Origin of the sequence: Pseudomonas sp. BRM28 (genome assembly GCF_002939405.1) — a bacterium.
GTDB lineage: Bacteria > Pseudomonadota > Gammaproteobacteria > Pseudomonadales > Pseudomonadaceae > Aquipseudomonas > Aquipseudomonas palmensis.
In genome coordinates this window covers 2,736,159-2,752,825 of the sequence record NZ_PEFV01000001.1, presented here as the reverse complement: position 1 = coordinate 2,752,825, position 16,667 = coordinate 2,736,159, and the positions used below count along the sequence as shown (strand labels likewise).

11 protein-coding genes are annotated in these 16,667 nt (G+C 63.9%); 5 read left to right on the top strand and 6 right to left on the bottom strand.

Translation table 11 applies throughout. From position 1 onward, the window contains the following. Positions 1-95: 95 nt before the first annotated feature. The 6 genes from CR917_RS13160 to CR917_RS13135 form a co-directional block, all read right to left on the bottom strand. Entirely contained in the window at positions 96-1,418 is a 1,323-nt protein-coding gene (locus tag CR917_RS13160; protein ID WP_104572444.1) for a hypothetical protein, read from the bottom strand. Between the two features lie 206 nt (positions 1,419-1,624). Continuing rightward, on the bottom strand, positions 1,625-2,905 hold the full coding sequence (locus CR917_RS13155; protein WP_104572443.1) for a hypothetical protein: 1,281 nt from the start codon (positions 2,903-2,905) through the stop codon (positions 1,625-1,627). 11 nt (positions 2,906-2,916) lie between these two features. Beyond that, positions 2,917-4,146: a hypothetical protein gene (locus tag CR917_RS13150; RefSeq protein ID WP_104572442.1), complete on the bottom strand. Its 1,230-nt coding sequence runs from the start codon at positions 4,144-4,146 to the stop codon at positions 2,917-2,919. 116 nt (positions 4,147-4,262) lie between these two features. Continuing rightward, the gene (locus CR917_RS13145; protein WP_104572441.1) at positions 4,263-5,273 is read right to left on the bottom strand and encodes a hypothetical protein; all 1,011 of its coding nucleotides are present in this window, start codon (positions 5,271-5,273) and stop codon (positions 4,263-4,265) included. A 23-nt stretch (positions 5,274-5,296) separates the two neighbouring features. Further along, positions 5,297-6,217 carry a hypothetical protein gene (locus CR917_RS13140; RefSeq protein WP_104572440.1) on the bottom strand — a complete coding sequence of 307 codons (921 nt, stop codon included), beginning with the start codon at positions 6,215-6,217 and terminating at the stop codon, positions 5,297-5,299. Between the two features lie 72 nt (positions 6,218-6,289). Continuing rightward, entirely contained in the window at positions 6,290-10,393 is a 4,104-nt protein-coding gene (locus CR917_RS13135; RefSeq protein ID WP_146095013.1) for a hypothetical protein, read from the bottom strand. A gap of 106 nt (positions 10,394-10,499) precedes the next feature. Here CR917_RS13135 and CR917_RS13130 point away from each other — a divergent pair, with 106 nt between their 5' ends. The 5 genes from CR917_RS13130 (at position 10,500) to CR917_RS13110 (ending at position 16,192) form a co-directional block, all read left to right on the top strand. Then, entirely contained in the window at positions 10,500-10,781 is a 282-nt protein-coding gene (locus CR917_RS13130; RefSeq protein ID WP_043860171.1) for a peptidylprolyl isomerase, read from the top strand. 69 nt (positions 10,782-10,850) lie between these two features. Next, positions 10,851-12,692, top strand: coding sequence for an extracellular solute-binding protein (locus CR917_RS13125; RefSeq protein WP_173925088.1), 1,842 nt, complete (start codon positions 10,851-10,853; stop codon positions 12,690-12,692). Next, on the top strand, positions 12,689-13,747 hold the full coding sequence (yejB, locus tag CR917_RS13120; protein ID WP_058540166.1) for a microcin C ABC transporter permease YejB: 1,059 nt from the start codon (positions 12,689-12,691) through the stop codon (positions 13,745-13,747). Before CR917_RS13125 ends, yejB begins: the two co-directional genes overlap by 4 nt. Further along, on the top strand, positions 13,747-14,769 hold the full coding sequence (locus CR917_RS13115) for an ABC transporter permease (protein WP_104572438.1): 1,023 nt from the start codon (positions 13,747-13,749) through the stop codon (positions 14,767-14,769). The genes yejB and CR917_RS13115 overlap by 1 nt, the downstream gene beginning before the upstream one ends. A gap of 28 nt (positions 14,770-14,797) precedes the next feature. Beyond that, complete coding sequence (locus tag CR917_RS13110; protein ID WP_088514940.1) at positions 14,798-16,192, top strand: sigma-54-dependent Fis family transcriptional regulator; 1,395 nt, start codon at positions 14,798-14,800, stop codon at positions 16,190-16,192. The last annotated feature ends 475 nt before the right edge of the window (positions 16,193-16,667 follow it).

Here is a 16,667-nt window from a genome sequence, read left to right as displayed (position 1 = left end):
CCCTCACATGAATGTTACGGGGCAGGCAGGTCAGACGTTCTGGTCCTGCCGGCCCAGCTTGACCAGGGGCAGTGGGTTGGCCGCTGTCGCGTCGATTACCGAACGGCCTGATCGTTCGGGTCGTAGGTGAACAGGCGTCCATCTGTGGGCATCGGGTGCAACTGAAGCAACGGCAAGGTACGGCCCGTATCGGCGAAGTAATCGGTCTGGAACCGCTTGCCACCTGCCAGGCCATCGCCCGCAAAGTAACTGGCCCTGCTGTAGAGCAGCGCCTCAAGCGGCAATCCAAGCGGCGCACCGGCGGGCCAGGTCGCTACAACCATTTCATTCCAGCCAAGGCCATCGTTGAGCTGTTGGCGGATCTCGTTGGCCACCCGAAATTGTTGCGCCGCCGGGGAGAACCAACAACCTGAGTATGGGCTGCCACGGAAGCGCGCCAACCATGCCGCTGCCGAATCGATCCCCGCTGAGGCGCAAGAAAGCCGGAAGTCGCACATATCGGCCCGCCCGCCAGTGCTACCATCGAAGGGGTACACGCACCGTAGAGACAAGGGTCTGGTCGCCGGTGCCGCTTCTTCACGTATCACCAGCCCCTGCGCCTTGTAGGTACGCAGCACCTTGCTGTCGGCGCGAAAATAACTGAAGGACACGCCATTGCCGCGTACCGAATTGGAGCTCGGGTTCCACGCACGGAAGTTGCCGACATCGGTCGTGCGCAGCAGTACACCACGGCAGTAGAAGGCGCCCCGATTGCCCCGGCAGGTGTCGTCGCCATTGCCGGTGTCGAGGTAGCGTGTGTTGAGCCGTGCCGCCACCCGGTAGCCATTGTCCAGTTGGTCTTGCTGACTGAAACCGAAGACCTGCCCCTGCGGTTCGCCAAGCTGCAAGCGCAGTAGCGGCAGCCATGTACCGGTGGCCTGGAAGTAATCGCGTTGGCTGCTCTGGGCGCGCAACAGACTGCCGGCTTGCCCGGGGTCATAGAACACGCCCTGGATCGCGAGTTGCCCCGGCGCCTGCGCATTCCAGCCGTTCACCACCACCTCGCCCAGGTTGGCCGCTGGCTGGGTGGCCTGGTACGGCTTGCCGTGGGCCAGCGCCGTAAAGCGATCAAACAGCAAAAACCCCGCGCCCGAGCCCAATGTCGTCGGCACATGGTCTTTGCGCACAAAGATGAAGCGCATGTCGGTGCCTTCGGCGGCGTCAGGCACCCAGAACTTCTCGGCCTGGTTGGGCATCAGCGTGCGCAGCACGATGCCGCTGCAGGCAAAGGCAGGTGCGCGCCCCACGCACTGGGACGCGGTACTGGCGTAGCGCGCATTCAGCAGCGCGGCGGTTTGTGCCCCCCCAAGGGCGTACGCTGCACCCTGTACAAGGCAAAAGGTGCAGCCCAGGCACAGTGAACGCATCAGGTTCCTCATCGTCGACTCCTTGGCAGCGTGGCTGCGATCAGTGGATATCAGCTTGGATAGCCTGGTTCGTACTCGCCCGCCCGCCCCGAGAAGGCAGTGCCAGCAGAGGGTTTCAGGTACGATTGCTCACCTTCACTTCGTAGCTCACCGTGCTGCCGCGCTTGTCGGTCGCAGTGAAGCCCCCTGGTTACCTCCATGCCCTATGCCTTGCGTTGTCACAGGTTCTGGTCCAGGGGGTCGAAGGTGAACACCTGGCCGTTGGCCGCCGTCAGATCGACCCGTAGCACAGGAATGACCTTGCCGGCCTGTTGGTAGTAATCGCGCTGGATGTACCGGGCACCGTTCAGCCCGCCACTGCCACGGATAAGGAATGCAGCCTCGAGTGTCAGCTGCGGGCCGATGTTCTGCGGCCAGGACGCGATGATGATTTCGTTCCAGGCGCCGCTATGGGCACGCACTTCGATGCTCAACTCGAAGGCCGCAGCACTGGGGTCGAAGGCGCAACTGCTGAAGGGGTTGGCGCCATAGCGGCTGCGCCAGGCGCTGACACTGTTGATGTTCTGCGAGGCGCAGCTGGCCCGGCAGCTGTTGGGGATGACACTGCTACTGGCATTGGCCGGGTAGGCACAGCGCATTACCAGTGTATGGCGTGCGGGTGCTGCAAGCTCGCGGTAGATGAGCCCTTCGGTACCGGCCAGGCGCTGCGTACCGACATCGCTACGTATGTAGGAGAACGACACGCCGTTGCGTGTCACGGAGTTGCTGCTGGGGTTCCATGCGTGAAAACCGGAGGCGCCATTCACTGCACGGATCAGCACCCCGCGACAGTAGGCGGCTGCCTGCCCGTCGCGGCATCCGCCCAAGGCATCCCGATAGCGGTGCTCAAGGCGCTCGGCCACGCGCCTGCCATTGTAGAGCTGCTCTTGCTGCGCGAAGCCGAACACCTGTGCCTGCGGATCGCCAGGCGCAATCCGCAAGATCGGCAGCCAGAGGCCGGTGGCCTGGTAATAGGCCAACTGATTGCGCTGAGCACAGCGCAGGCCTCCGGCCTGCGCGCTGTCATGGAACAGTGCCTGGATGGCAAGCTGCGCCGGCGCCTGTGCCTGCCAGCCAGACACCAGGACCGCCCCGGGCGATACCGGGTCTTGCACAGCCTGAAAAGCCTTGCCAAGCGCTGCTGCGCTCAGACCATCGAACAACAGGTAGCCGCACCCGAGCGCCAGGCCCGCCATGCTACGGTCGTTGCGCAGGAAGACAAAGCGCAGGTCGCTGCCGGCAACGTCCTTGAGCGTCCAGAAATCTGCGTTCGCACTCTGCGGTACGCTGCGCACCAGTACGCCGCTGCAGGCGAAGGCAGGACTTCTGCCCACGCACTGTTCCGGCGTGTTGGTGAAGCGTGCATTGAGCCACTGCGCCGTGCGGGTGCCTTCCTGCGCGTGCACCGGCGCAAGGCAGGCGCACAGCGCCAGCACACCGCACAGTCTCAAGATGCCCATGTGCGTGCGCCTCACTTGAGCTGCTGCACAGCGGGGTCATAGGTGAAGGGCTGCCGATTGGCGGCCTGCACGTCCAGTTTGACCAGCGGTAGCCAGCGGCTGGTCTCCTTGAAGTAGTCCTGCTGGAAGGACTGCCCCCCGGCCAGGCCGTTGGTACCCCCCACCTGCCCCAGGTAATGCGCAGTGGCGCTGAAGAAGAACGCTTCGATCGGCAATTGCGCTGCAATGTCCTGCGGCCAGGTAGGGACCATGATTTCATTCCAACCGGTTAGCCCCGGGACTTTCTGGCGAATCTCGACCATCAGTTGCAAGGCCGTGGCGTCGGCGCGGAACGCACAGCTTCTGAACCGATTCCCAGCAGTGGAGGCGGACCAGGTGGCGACGCTGTTCACGGGCGGTTGTTTTTCGTCGCACCAGCCACGAAAGGTGCAGGTGTTGGTTGATACCGCATCGTGCGTGGCGCCGTCGGCGACGTACAGGCATGCGGCAGGCAGGGTGTGTACTACAGGGGCGGCGGTTTCGCGAATCAGATAGCCTTGCGGCCACACCACCACCTTGATGGCCATGTCACTGCGCAGGTAGCTGAAGGACACACCGCCGTTCTTCAGCGCACGGGGGGCCGGATTCCAGGCCTTGAAGTTGCCCGTGCCTGTCGAGCGCAACAGCACCCCGTTGCAATCGAACCCGGAGCGGCCGCTGATACAGCCAGGCCGGGTGTCGGCGTAACGCTGGTTGAGGCGCCGGGTGACCCTGTAGCCATTGTCCAGTTGGTCCTGCTGGCTGAAACCGAACACCAGACCATTGCCATCGCCCAGGTGCAGGCGCACCACCGGCAACCACTGGGCCGTGGCGTCGAAGTAGGCGCGCTGGCTGCGTTGGGCTGCCGCCAGGGCACCGGCCCGGGTGACGTCGTAGAAGATGGCCTGGATGGGCAATTGCGCGGGCACCTGGGCATTCCAGGTACTGACCACCACGCCACCGGCACTGCTGTCGGCCTGATACGGCTTGCCCAGGCCCACGGCCGTCAGCCGGTCGAACAGCACGAACCCCGAAGGTGCTGCCAGCCCGTCAAGGGCGCGGTCCTTGCGCAGAAAAACCAGTTGCGCGGCATCGTCTTTCTTCCAGAACGTTTCGACGTCGCTGGCTGGCACTGCGCGCAGCAACACGCCGCTGCAGGCAAAGGCCGGTGCGCGTCCTACGCACTGTGCCGGTGTGCTGCTATAGCGCGCATTCAACTGCATCGCTACCTGCGGGCTCCCGACGGCATGAGCGCTGCCCAGCAAAATGCACAATGCGATGCCACAAATCAGTTTGCTCGCAACGTTCATACAGGTCGCCTCCCATGGCGCGCCGCTGTTCAACGAATGCCGGCCGGGTAGCCCAGCTCATACTCTGTCGTGACTTCGGAACTGACCAGGTTGTCGTAGAGGTCCAGGTACACGGCCGTCTGTGCGCCCAACCCTATGCCCCACACCCGGTACGGAGCCAGGTTCAGTGCCTCGGCGAGGCTGTTGGCCGGCGATGGGTAGAGCCGTGCCAGCGCCTCGAAATCCTCGTTGCTCGGCAGGGTGTAGCCCTCGTCGCGGGCCTTGGCCTGCGCCTGTGCCCAGGTGGATCGATACGCCGAGCTGAGCAGGCGCAGCTCACGCACGCCGCGCACACTGAGCACGTAGCTGGAACTGGCCCCTGCCGCGTTCTGCGCAGTGACGGTGATGTCGCCATTGCCCCATACCGAGACCTGTCCATCGGGATCGACCCTGGCAATGCCCGTGTTGTCCACGCTATAGCCGGTGGCCCCTGGCTGTGCACGGGTGTAGCGGGCATAGTCGGGAATGGTCGGTGGCGTCCTGGCCAGGTTGTGCTCGTCGAAGAACACGACATAGCGTCGGCTGGCCAGGTTGAGTGCCTGTGCAGCAGTGAAGCCTTCCTTGATCAGCAGGGTGACCACGCCCGATCTGCGCGGCGCCGAGCGCGGCGCCTGCGCGGTGTAGTAGACCTGCAGGGTCTTGCCGACATTGGCGTCGACATAGCGCTTTTCGATCGGCAAGGTGACGGGTTTGCCGGCATTGCGCGCCGAGATCGGCCAACTGATCGTGGTGATCGCCTGGCCTTGCGCATCGGCAAGGTAGATCGTCAAGGTGGTCTGGAACGCCAGTACTACCGCGTTATTGTTATCAACCCCCTGGACGGTGATGTTCAGCCCCGTGGCCGGTACCTTTTCAGGGTCCAGCTCGGCGCCCTGCAAGGCTGCCACTTCGGGCAGGCGAAGGGTGGGGTCCGGAGGTTGGGTAGTGTCTGCATGCGCATTGAACATGCTCGCGCAAACGCATAACACCAGTGCCGCATAGGTACGTCTGATTGCGTCCATCAACGGTTGCTCCTGCCGTGGAGTCAGTGGGGCTGGCTGATGCCCATCGCGTAGCCTTTCTGGCTTGGGCTGGCACTGCTTACCTGCAGCGTTGCCAGGTCCAGGTAGGTGGGCGAGCCGTTCGTATCAGTAGCACCCAGAAAGCCTTTTTCCGTCATGTTCGGCAGGCCCAGGTTCTGCGCCTTCAGATAGCCCGCGAGGTCGTCTTTTGCCGCCGCGTACACAGCGCTGAAGCGACTGAAGTCGTCGGCTGTCGGCACGTCCAGGCCATAGCTGGTGGCGGCTAGTGCGGCGCCTGGGGCCTGCAGCTCGTGGTCGTAGCTCAACAGGTACAACCCCCTGACCCCTCGGACCGTCAGTGTGTAGCTGCCGATCGAGGCACCGGCAGCGTCCAGTGCGGTAATGGTGACCGGCGGATCCTCTGCATTGCCCAGCAGGCTGACCTTGCCGCTGCTGTCGACACGGGCAACGTTGATGTCGCTGCTTTCGTAGTTGACGGCCTGTGCGTTGGTGCGGGTGAACTGTGCGTAGTCAGGCACTTCTGGCGGCGGGCTGGGCACCTCGGCGGCGGTGCGGAACACGATGTAGTTGCGGCCGCTGAGGTCGACTGTCAGGGGCGCAGCGAAGTTCGCCTTGATGGTGAGTGTCAGTACCTGCGACTTCACCCCGTCGACCTCGTAATACACGCGCAGTTGTTGGCCCTCACGGCCAAGCAATATGCTTTTCGCAATATTTTCCCACACCGCCAGTCGGTCGTTGTTCGGGGTGGGCCTTACCTCGTCGTAGAGCACCTTGTTCTGCTCGTCGAGCACAAACAGCTTCAGCACTTTGTTGTGCCAGCTGGCACTTCTTTGTACCTCTGCACGGGTGAATTCACCCACTGTACCGAGGTCGAGTGCCCCTTCGCTGACGTCGTTCATCTTTGGCACGGTGTAGTCGGTCATGTCGTCAAACTCCCGCAGGTAGGCAACCGGCGCCAGGCAGCGCCGATTGCAGGGTCATATCGCTCAAAGGCCTCAGGCGCCTGGCGCGCCAGCCCATTCGCCGTCGGCCTCGGCATTGACATCTACCCGGTGGCCGGTGGTCACCTTGTTGCGCAGCGCCGCCTGCACCGCCGCACTGTCGCCACCGCCCTGCGGTTGGCCCCACGTCACCACGCGCCCGTCTGACGTCAATGCGGCGAAGCCGTTGGAGTTGGCGTACACCGCACGCACATGTTTCAGTTGGTCGGACACCCGGCTGATATCGCCGCCGGCTTCAGAACGCCCCCAGACCGCCACGGTGCCGTCGCTGCACAGGGCGGCGAACGCCCATGCGCTGCCGGTGACTTGAATGACATTGCGCAGGTTGGCCACAGGCTGTGGCACGTTGCCGCCGTTGTTCGCGTTGCCCCAGGCCACCACCGAACCGTTCCTGCGCCGGGCACAGAAGGCATGCCAGGTGCTGGTGACCTCCACGATGTCAGTCAGACCTGCAATTTCTTGCGGCACCGAGCCGCCATGGCTGCCAGCCCCCCAGGCCACTACCTGGCCGGTGGCACGCAAGGCGCTGAATGCCTGAGCCGTAGCCCCCTCAAGGGTGACGATATCGGTCAACTGGGCGATTGCATCCGGTACCGTGCCGCCATATCCGGCATTGCCCCAGGCAACGACACGATTGTTGGTGCGCCGTGCGGCAAAGGCGGCAAAGTTGCCCTTGACGTAGTAGATGTCCTTGAGGTCGGCGATATCGTTGGGCAAGCTGCCGCCGTTGGCGGCACTGCCCCAGGCTACCAGCGAACCGTCGGCACGCTGCGCTGCAAAAGCGCTGCCGGCACCGTAGACAGCGGTGAAATCCGTCAGGTTGAGGATCCCCGGCGGAATGGTCGCGCCCTCGGGCCCCACACCCCAGGCAATGAGGCGGCCGTCGGCTTTGCGTCCGACAAACGCCCTGGCATTGCTGCGCACTTCGACGAAATTTCCGGTTTCACCTTTAGGCATGGAACCGCCCTCGCCCGCCTGGCCCCAGCACTGCACAGTGCCATTGGTCATGCGTGCGGCATACGCGCTGCGCGTGCAACTGACTTCAGCGATGTCGTCGCGGGTCTGCAATGTCGGCGGAATAGCTGCCCCGTAGGCAATACTGCCCCAGCCGACGATATCGCGCTCCCCCCCTGAGCGTTCGTTGCGCAGGGCGACAAACGCTGCACTGCCATTGACCGCGGCGTCGATTCCGTTGCCGATGATGTTGGCCGGGTTGAGCTGCACCTCATCGGTTTGCGTGCGCACGCGCAGCGCCTTCCAGGGCTGCTTGTCCATCCAGGTAGTGCCTGCGGTCCAGGTGGGCTCGTCCAGGTAACGCCATTCGGCGAGGATCGGCTGCAGGCTTTGCGCATTGAATGCGCTCAGAATTCGCGAGGTACTGGAGGCGCGGTAGGTGCTCGCGCCGTAGCGGGCGCCGAAAATACGCAGGTTGCCGCTGCCTATCACACGGTTTACGAAATAGCTGTTGGACGGCGAGCGTTCCTCCGGGCCGCCGCTGCTACGCTGCAGCGTGTATTCGAGCTTGATCGTGGTGCGATTGCTGGCGTTGATCGTGGCATAGGGTACCGACACGTCGAGGGCCTTGCCCTCGTCGCCCGCCGTTACCACGATCGTGCGGTTGAAGTTGCCTGCCGGCAGCTCGCTGTACACCCGTACGGTCACCCTGTCACCGCGCAGCAATCTGGCCACGGTGTCGATCCGATACGTTGCACCATTGCGTACATCGTCCGGGTTCAGCTGGTTGTTGGCGGTCGCCTGCACGAATATCGGCAGCGGCAGCGCCGCACGCTGTACCCGCAGCGTGACGGTGCCGGACGTCTGCTCGCGGCCATCGAAGCGGTACACCACGTACTTGACCCGTACATTGGCATCGATGTTGGCCAGTACGAACCGTGCATCGATAGACTGCTTAAGCTCACGTGTCTGATCTTCCAGTATGTACAGGGTGACGCTCGTCGAGCCTTGGGGGGCATCGCCATCCCAGAGCAGTTCCACTTCATCGCCAAGTTTGAGCTGGGCCTCGGCTGGGATCGTGACCACTGCATCGCCCACAGGGCGCAGCGTGCCATTGACCGCGCCCTCCACCACCGGGTCGGGCAGCAGTAACTGGCGCTCTTTGCGACGCAACGAAAGCATGGCAGACACGCGAGTCGGCTGGCGGTCTTCGATGACCTGGTAGTACACATCGGCTGCCACTGTCAGGTAGTTGCTCCATTTGGCGTGCTCGAAGGTGAACGTCACTTGCTTGTCGAGATTGTTCTTGGTCACCTTCATCAGATCTTCGAAGAAGGTACCGCCCGCGTCGGACCACACCACCCTGATGGTCTGGTCGAGTTTCATTCCGGTGTACGGCTCGATGATCACATCGACGCTGGCGAGGACATCAGGATCCAGTTCACCGTCTTGTGCCTGCGGGCAACGGGGTGCCGGCAGTTCCAACTGCGCCACGCCCACTTGCAGCGTGAGAGCCTGTGATTCCAGAGGGCGCCCCAGGCCCTGCCGGCTTACGGTGTAGCTGACTTCGAGCGAACCGCCGCTGAGCGGCTGAATGTTCTGCGGCCCGTTCACGGCAAACGAGATGTCTTTTCCTGCGCTGGCGCTGGTGACCGTTTTGGTGTCCTTGTAGAGCAACATGCTGCCATCGGAACCGGTGCCTCGCCAGGTGATCTCGATGAAGTCGTCCTTCTCCAGCTGGGCCGCTGCCGGTACCACCACGGTCGCCGTTGCCAGTGTGGCCTCCAGCACGCCGTCGACCGCTTCGGTCACTTGCGGGCTTGGCAGCTTGACGGCGGCGCCGATAAAGTTTGCACCCACACGCCGGGAGGTCTGTTCCTTGCCATTGACAGGCTTTCGGGTGAACCAGGTTCTGCCAAAACCCCGCGCCAGCATCTGCACGTGGGCATAGGGAATCTTGAATACCAATATCCGGGGGCTGCTCAACGTTTGCGAGTACTTCAGGGCAATGATCTGGCCTTGCGCCGTGGTGCCTACCCAGTACAGGGTAATCTCATCCCTTGCCTTGAAGCCGAACACCGACAGCGCCGCCACTTGTACTTCCAGGCCATCTTGCGCCACCAGCGCCACATCGATCGGGTCGCCCTCCACGGCTTGCGAGTCTGGGTTGACGATGATGGGCGGCAACAGTTTGTTGGGGTCGATCGATACCTCGATGTAACCGCGCAATGACCAGTCGCTTGCGGGATTGAACACTTCGTCCCAGATCCAGTACACAAGCACCAGCTTTTCGCTGTCGCCGGCCTCGTAGATGAGCTCGGCATCCACCTCGATGACGAGGTCGTTGCCCACCTCGTCAGGTTGCACGATGTACTCGACGATCGAGCCGCCCCAACTCAGGCGAATGGTGTCGTACTCGCGCATGTTCGGGTACGCCGGTACGGTGACTTCCACGCCATACAGCTCGCCATCAAGGAAGTCCTTGATGTCTTCTTCACCCACCACGCCACCGATTGGAGGGCTGGTCAGAAACGGTGGCAGCAACTTGTAGTGCCCGGCGCGATCGGGTTCAGGGTCGTTTCCGCCGGGGTACTTGAGGCGTGCCAGTACCTTGAGCACCAGCGAAGACTCCTTGTTGGTGGAGCCTGCACGCGTGATCACGTAGTAGAGGTCGTGCACGCCCTCCAGCACCTTTTTGGCCGGGATGTAGGTTTCGATGTTCTGGCCGAGCTGCTCCTCGCGGACACTGACCTTCACCGCCGCGATGTTGCTGGTGCCATAGAACACCTCGATCAGATCCCCCGCCAGCATGTTCGGATACGGCTGCACGAATACCTGCATTCCGCGCACCGAATTGACCATCCCCTTGTTCACGCCAACCTGGGCGCCTTCGGTGTATACCGGGGTGATGTAACCTGGAATGTAGATGCGTCGCAGGGCCAGGGTGCCGGCTGCAAATCCTCCGAATGCCGGCGGCCCTCCCACTATGGCATTGAACAGGTCGATCATCGTTTGCAAGCCCGATTGGGTCCCGGGGACAATCAAGTTGTTCGTCATGAAGTTTTCTCCAATCCAGGAAGCCCGAAAGGTATGAACGGGGGAATGGGCTGGAAATGATTCAAAGGCAAAATGTACGAGGCGCACAACTGACACAAATACCAGGTGCCCGGCCAAGGCACGTGCGCACAGGGGGAGGAAATCGCGCGCCGATTGCGCTAGGCTGCACCTTTACTCACCAGGAGCATTCTCCATGGCAAAAGCCACCGCCCGTCACATCCTTGTCGCCAGCGAAGACAAGTGCAACGAACTCAAGGCACAGATCGAAGCCGGCGCCGACTTCGCCGAAATCGCCAAGGCCAACTCCACCTGCCCCTCCAGCCGCCAGGGCGGTGACCTGGGCTCGTTCGGCCCCGGCCAGATGGTCAAGGAGTTCGACACCGTGGTGTTCAGCGCACCGGTGAACACTGTTCAAGGCCCGGTGAAGACCCAGTTCGGCTATCACCTGCTGGAAGTGACCAGCCGCCAGGACTGATCGGCCTTGGCCGCATCTGCCGGCCGTGTCGAGGGTCGGCCCGCTCCTGTGAGAGCGGGCTTGACCCGCATTGTGCTGTTCGCCCTTGCCCCGCTGCTGTTTCTGCTGCCTCCCTGGCAAACCCTGATCGCCGCCCCCAGCCACGCCCTCACCGTCTATGGTGAAGCCCCCCGCTACCGCGCCTCGTTCAGCCATTTCGACTACGTCAACCCGCAAGCCCCGAAAGGTGGAAGCCTGCGTCGCTCGGCGCTGGAAATCGGCGGCTTCGACCATGTGCTGCCCTACATCGACAAGGGCACCGGGGTCAGCGAGGTGGACGGCTGGCTGTATTCACCGCTGGCCATTCGGTCACTGGACGAGCCCTATACCGTGTACGGCCTGATCGCGCAAAAGCTCGAGCGCAGCGCCGATGGGCTGTGGCTGCGCTTCTACATCGACCCGCGTGCGCGTTTTGCCGATGGCCGGCCAGTGCGTGCCGAGGATGTGCGCTTCACCTACCAACTGCTGCTGCGTGAAGGCAATCTCAAGTACCGCACGCAGTTTGCCGACGTGGCTGCTGTGGTGGTCGAGACGCCCCTGCAGGTACGCTTCGACTTCAAGAACAATCAGAACCGTACCCTGGCCCTGGACCTGGCGTCGCTGCCGGTATTGCCCGAGCACGCGCTCGACCAGGATGCATTCACCAACGGCGGCGGCTTCCAGGCGCTGGTGGGTAGCGGCCCGTACCGCATCGCACGGGTCGACAACGGGCGCAGCATCACCTTCGAGCGCAACCGCGACTGGTGGGCACGGGACCTGCCGGTCAATCGTGGGCGCTACAACTTCGACCAGCTGAAGATCGAGTATTTCGGCGACACCGACGTGGCACGCCAGGTGCTGCGCGGTGGCGGTTACGATTACAACCGCGAGTTCTCTGCCACCGGCTATTCGATCGGCTACAACGGTCCGGCCCTGGACGACGGGCGCCTGCAACGTGCGCACCTGGCCCGAGGGGCACCGCAGAACGCCCAGGGCTATGTGTTCAACCTGCAGCGCCCGGTGTTCCAGGACCGGCGCGTGCGCCAGGCACTGGGCCTGCTGTGGGATTTCGAATGGAGCAACCGGCAGATGATGCGCAACCTGTACATCCGCCAGCAGAGCTTTTTCGCCAACAGTGCGCTGGCCGCCCGCGCCCTGCCCGACCGCGCAGAACTCGCCCTGCTCGAACCCCTGCGTGCCCAGGTGCCGGCCGAGGTATTCGACCGGGTGTTCGAGGCGCCGCGCACCGACGGCTCGGGGCTGATCCGTGACAAGCAGCTGCAAGCCCTCGCTCTGCTGCAGCAGGCCGGCTGGCGCCCGCAGGGCGATCAACTGGTCAATGCCCGGGGCGAGCCGCTGAGCTTTACCTTCCTCAATGGCCAGTCGGGCCTGGAGCGCCTGCTGCTGCCGTGGAAACGCAACCTGGCGCAGATCGGCATCACCCTGGACATACGCCGCATCGACGCGGCCCAGTACGTCAACCGGCTGATGGCCCGTGACTACGACATGATCGTCACCGGCTACCCGGTGTCGCCCTCGCCGGGGCTGGAGCTTTACAGCTACTTCGGCTCGGCGGCGGCTACCGACCCTGGCTCGAACAACTACATGGCCCTGCAGGACCCGGCGGTGGACAGCCTGATCGACGACCTGGTCAAGGCCGCCAGCCCGGCCGACATGCTGCGCCATGCCCATGCGCTGGACCGGGTGCTGCAATGGAACTACTACTGGATCCCCAATTACTACCCGCCCGGCGCCTCCACGGTGTGGTGGAACCGCTTCGGCATCCCCAGGGTGCAAGCCAGCAATGACCCGGCGCTGGACACCTGGTGGGAGGTCAGCCCCACCCCGCTGACCACGGCGCAGATGGCCGAGCGGCTGGAGGCTGCGCCATGACTGCGTACATCCTGCGCCGGCTGCTGCTGATACTGCCCACCCTGCTGATCATTGTGCTGGTGAACTTCGTGATCATCCAGGCGGCACCGGGCGGCCCGGTAGAACAGGCCGTGGCGCGCCTGCAGGGTATCGGCGGCGGTGCGCCGGGGGCCGGCAGCGACACGCTGCACAGCGACTCGCGGGCCAGCCGCGGGTTGGACCCCAAACTGCTGGAGACCATCAGACGCCAGTACGGCTTCGACAAGCCGGCCCACGAGCGGCTGTGGCTGATGCTCACTCGCTACGCCCAGCTGGATTTCGGCAGCAGCTTCTTTCGCGGTGCCAAGGTCACCGACCTGATCCTGGACAAGTTGCCGGTCACCCTCTCACTGGGCCTGTGGGCCACCCTGATCACCTACCTGGTGTCGATCCCGCTGGGCATCCGCAAGGCCATCCGCCACGGCAGCGCTTTCGATGCCTGGAGCAGTGCGCTGATCGTGATCGGCTATGCGCTGCCAGCGTTTCTGTTCGCACTGTTGCTGATCGTGCTGTTTGCCGGTGGGACCTCGCTCAACTGGTTTCCGGTGCGCGGGCTGGTGTCGGAGAACTTTGCCGAGCTGAGCCTGGCCGGCAAGCTGGCCGACTATTTCTGGCACCTGGTGCTGCCGGTGGGCTCGCTGGTGATCGGCGGTTTCGCCACCCTCACCCTGCTGACCAAGAACGCCTTCCTCAACGAGATCACCCGCCAGTACGTGGTCACCGCGCGGGCCAAGGGCCTGAGCGAGCGTCGGGTGCTGTACGGGCATGTGTTTCGCAACGCGATGCTGCTGGTGGTGGCGGGCATTCCCCAGGCGCTGATCACGGTGTTCTTCGCAGGCTCGCTGCTGATCGAAGTGATCTTCTCGCTCGACGGCCTGGGCCGCATGAGCTACGAGGCGGCCGTGTCGCGGGATTACCCGGTGGTGTTCGGTTCGCTGTTCATCTTCACCCTGTTCGGCCTGTTGATCCGCCTGCTGGGCGACCTGTGTTACACCCTGGTCGACCCGCGTATCGACTTTGCCACGAGGCAGCACTGATGCGGCGCCTGTCGCCGTTGTCCAGGCGCCGGCTGGCGAATTTTCGGCGCAATCGCCGCGGCTGGTTCTCGCTGTGGGCGTTCGGGCTGCTGTTGCTGCTCAGCCTGGGGGCGGAGCTGGTGGCCAACGACAAGCCGCTGCTGCTGGGCTACCAGGGCAGCCTGTACTTCCCCGCCTTCAAGCGCTACACCGAACAGCAGTTCGGCGGCCAGTTGCCGTTCCAGCCCGACTACCGCAGCCAGTACGTGCGCCAGCTGATCGAGGGCCAGGGTGGCTGGATGCTGTTTGCCCCGATCCCCTTCAGCGCCGACACCCCCAACTACGACCTGCAGGTACCCACCCCCAGCCCACCCACCACCACCAACTGGCTGGGCACCGACGACCAGGCGCGCGACGTGCTGGCGCGGGTGCTGTACGGCACCCGTGTGTCGATACTGTTCGCCCTGCTGCTGACCGCCATCAGCACCGTGATCGGCGTGGCCGCCGGCGCCCTGCAGGGCTACCACGGCGGCTGGGTGGACCTGATCGGCCAGCGCCTGCTGGAAGTGTGGTCGGGGCTGCCGGTGCTGTACCTGCTGATCATTCTCAGTGGTTTTGTGGAACCCGGCTTCTGGTGGCTGCTGGGAATCATGGCGCTGTTTTCATGGCTGGCACTGGTGGACGTGGTGCGCGCGGAGTTCCTGCGCGGGCGCAACCTGGAATACGTGCAGGCCGCCAGGGCGCTGGGCCTGCCCGACCGGCTGGTGATCGTGCGGCACATTCTGCCCAATGCGATGAACGCCACCCTCACCTACCTTCCGTTCATTCTCACCGGGGCCATCTCGACCCTCACTGCACTGGATTTTCTCGGTTTCGGCATGCCCGCCGGCAGCGCCTCCCTGGGCGAGCTGGTGAACCAGGGCAAACAGAACCTGCAGGCGCCATGGCTGGGGTTTACCGCGTTCTTCGCCCTGGCGTTGATCCTTTCGCTGCTGGTGTTCATCGGCGACGCATTGCGCGAGGCGTTCGATCCACGGGCATAATCGCAGCCTCATTACGGCGGAGCGGCCCATGCAAGACAGTGACAGCCTCAAGGACTACCAGCGCGTGCGCCAACTGGCGATCCGCTCGCTGTTCGAGATCATCGAGCAATCCAGCGAGGGCACGATCATCGTCGATCGCGATGCACGAATCGTGTGGATGAACCAGCGCTACGCACGGCGCTTTGGCCTGGAGGACGCCAGTGCCGCCATTGGTCAGCCGTGCGAAAGCGTGATCCCCGGCAGCCAGATGCGCGACGTGATCACCCAGGGCCGGCCGATTCTGCTGGACATGCTCGACACGCCCAAGGAGCCGCTGGTGGTGATGCGCCTGCCGATCCACGATGCCGAGGGCGCGGTGATGGGCGCCATCGGCTTTGCGCTGTTCGATGAGCTGCACAGCCTTTCGCCGCTGCTCAAGCGCTATGCCAGCATGCAGCAGGAACTGGCCTCGACCCGCTCGCTGCTGCGTGCGCGCCAGGCCAAGTACAGCTTTGCGCAGTTCATCGGTACCAGCGCCGCAAGCCTTGAGGTCAAACGCCGCGCGCGGCGTGGGGCCAGCAGCGATTCGCCGGTGCTGCTACTGGGTGAGACCGGCACGGGCAAGGAGTTGCTCGCCCATGCCATCCACGCCGCCTCGCCCCGCGCCCACAAGCCGTTTGTCAGCATCAACAGCGCCGCTATCCCGCACGATCTGCTGGAGGCCGAATTCTTCGGCACCGCGCCGGGTGCGTTCACCGGCGCCGACCGCAAGGGCCGGCCGGGCAAGCTGCAGGTGGCCGAAGGCGGCACGCTGTTTCTCGATGAGATCGGCGACATGCCGCTGGCGCTGCAAAGCAAACTGCTGCGCGTGCTGCAGGAAAAGGAATACGAGCCGGTGGGTTCCAACCAGATGCTGCAGAGCGATGTGCGGGTGATTGCTGCCACTTCGCGCGACCTTTCGGCAGCGATGGCCCGCGGGGAGTTTCGCGCCGACCTGTATTACCGCCTGAACGTGCTGCCGATCGAGGTGCCGCCATTGCGTGCCCGGCTCGATGACCTGCCGGCGTTGAGCGAGGCGATTCTGGAGGAGCTGGGCAGCCGCCATGAGCTGCAGGCACCGGCCCAGGCGCTGCTGGCCCGACATGCCTGGCCGGGCAACATTCGCGAGCTGCGCAACGTGTTGGAGCGGGCCACGCTGATGGCCGACCAGCAGCAACTGACTGCCGCCCAGGTGCAATCGGCATTGGGCCCGTTGACGCCCCTTACAGTCGACACCGACCCCGTAACCGACTACAGGCAGGCGTGCGAAGCATTCGAGCGCCAGTTGCTGGAAAACGCCCTCGCCCGCTGCGCCGGGAATGTGCCGCAGGCCGCGCGTGAGCTGGGGTTGGGGCGTTCGACGCTGTACAAGAAGCTGGCGGCTCTGGGGATCAAGTCTCAATAGAGAGACTGGCATCTCAACCTGGAGACGGCCTTGCTGATGAATGGGCACAACGCGGTCATAGACCTGTTTGCGCGGTGTATCAGGCAGATCGCATGTGCAGGTTTTACTGGCGCTGCGCACCAGATCGCGGGCAAGGCCCGCTCCTACGGCCTGCCGGCCAGAGACGTAGGAGCCGGCCTTGCCGGCGAACGAGCGCGAAGCGGTCGTAGAACCAGAGTGCACGGTGTGTCAGGCAGACCGCATGTGCAGGTTTTACTGGCGCTGCGCACCAGATCGCGGGGCAAGGCCCGCTCCTACGGCCTGCCGGCCAGAGGCGTAGGAGCCGGCCTTGCCGGCGAACGAGCGCGAAGCGGTCGTAAAACCAGAGTGCACGGGGTGTCAGGCAGACCCCATATGCTGGTTTTACTGGCGCTGCGCACCAGATCGCGGGGCAAGGCCCTCTCCTACGGCCTGCCGGCCAGAGGCGTAGGAGCCG

Bases quoted from the DNA above. Each gene is read 5' to 3' on its own strand.
- CR917_RS13150 (WP_104572442.1), bottom strand. From the start codon at position 4,146: ATGCAGTTGAATGCGCGCTATAGCAGCACACCGGCACAGTGCGTAGGA.
- CR917_RS13115 (WP_104572438.1), top strand. From the start codon at position 13,747: ATGCGGCGCCTGTCGCCGTTGTCCAGGCGCCGGCTGGCGAATTTTCGG.
- CR917_RS13140 (WP_104572440.1), bottom strand. From the start codon at position 6,217: ATGACCGACTACACCGTGCCAAAGATGAACGACGTCAGCGAAGGGGCA.
- CR917_RS13145 (WP_104572441.1), bottom strand. From the start codon at position 5,273: ATGGACGCAATCAGACGTACCTATGCGGCACTGGTGTTATGCGTTTGC.
- yejB (WP_058540166.1), top strand. From the start codon at position 12,689: ATGACTGCGTACATCCTGCGCCGGCTGCTGCTGATACTGCCCACCCTG.
- CR917_RS13110 (WP_088514940.1), top strand. From the start codon at position 14,798: ATGCAAGACAGTGACAGCCTCAAGGACTACCAGCGCGTGCGCCAACTG.
- CR917_RS13130 (WP_043860171.1), top strand. From the start codon at position 10,500: ATGGCAAAAGCCACCGCCCGTCACATCCTTGTCGCCAGCGAAGACAAG.
- CR917_RS13155 (WP_104572443.1), bottom strand. From the start codon at position 2,905: ATGGGCATCTTGAGACTGTGCGGTGTGCTGGCGCTGTGCGCCTGCCTT.
- CR917_RS13160 (WP_104572444.1), bottom strand. From the start codon at position 1,418: ATGAGGAACCTGATGCGTTCACTGTGCCTGGGCTGCACCTTTTGCCTT.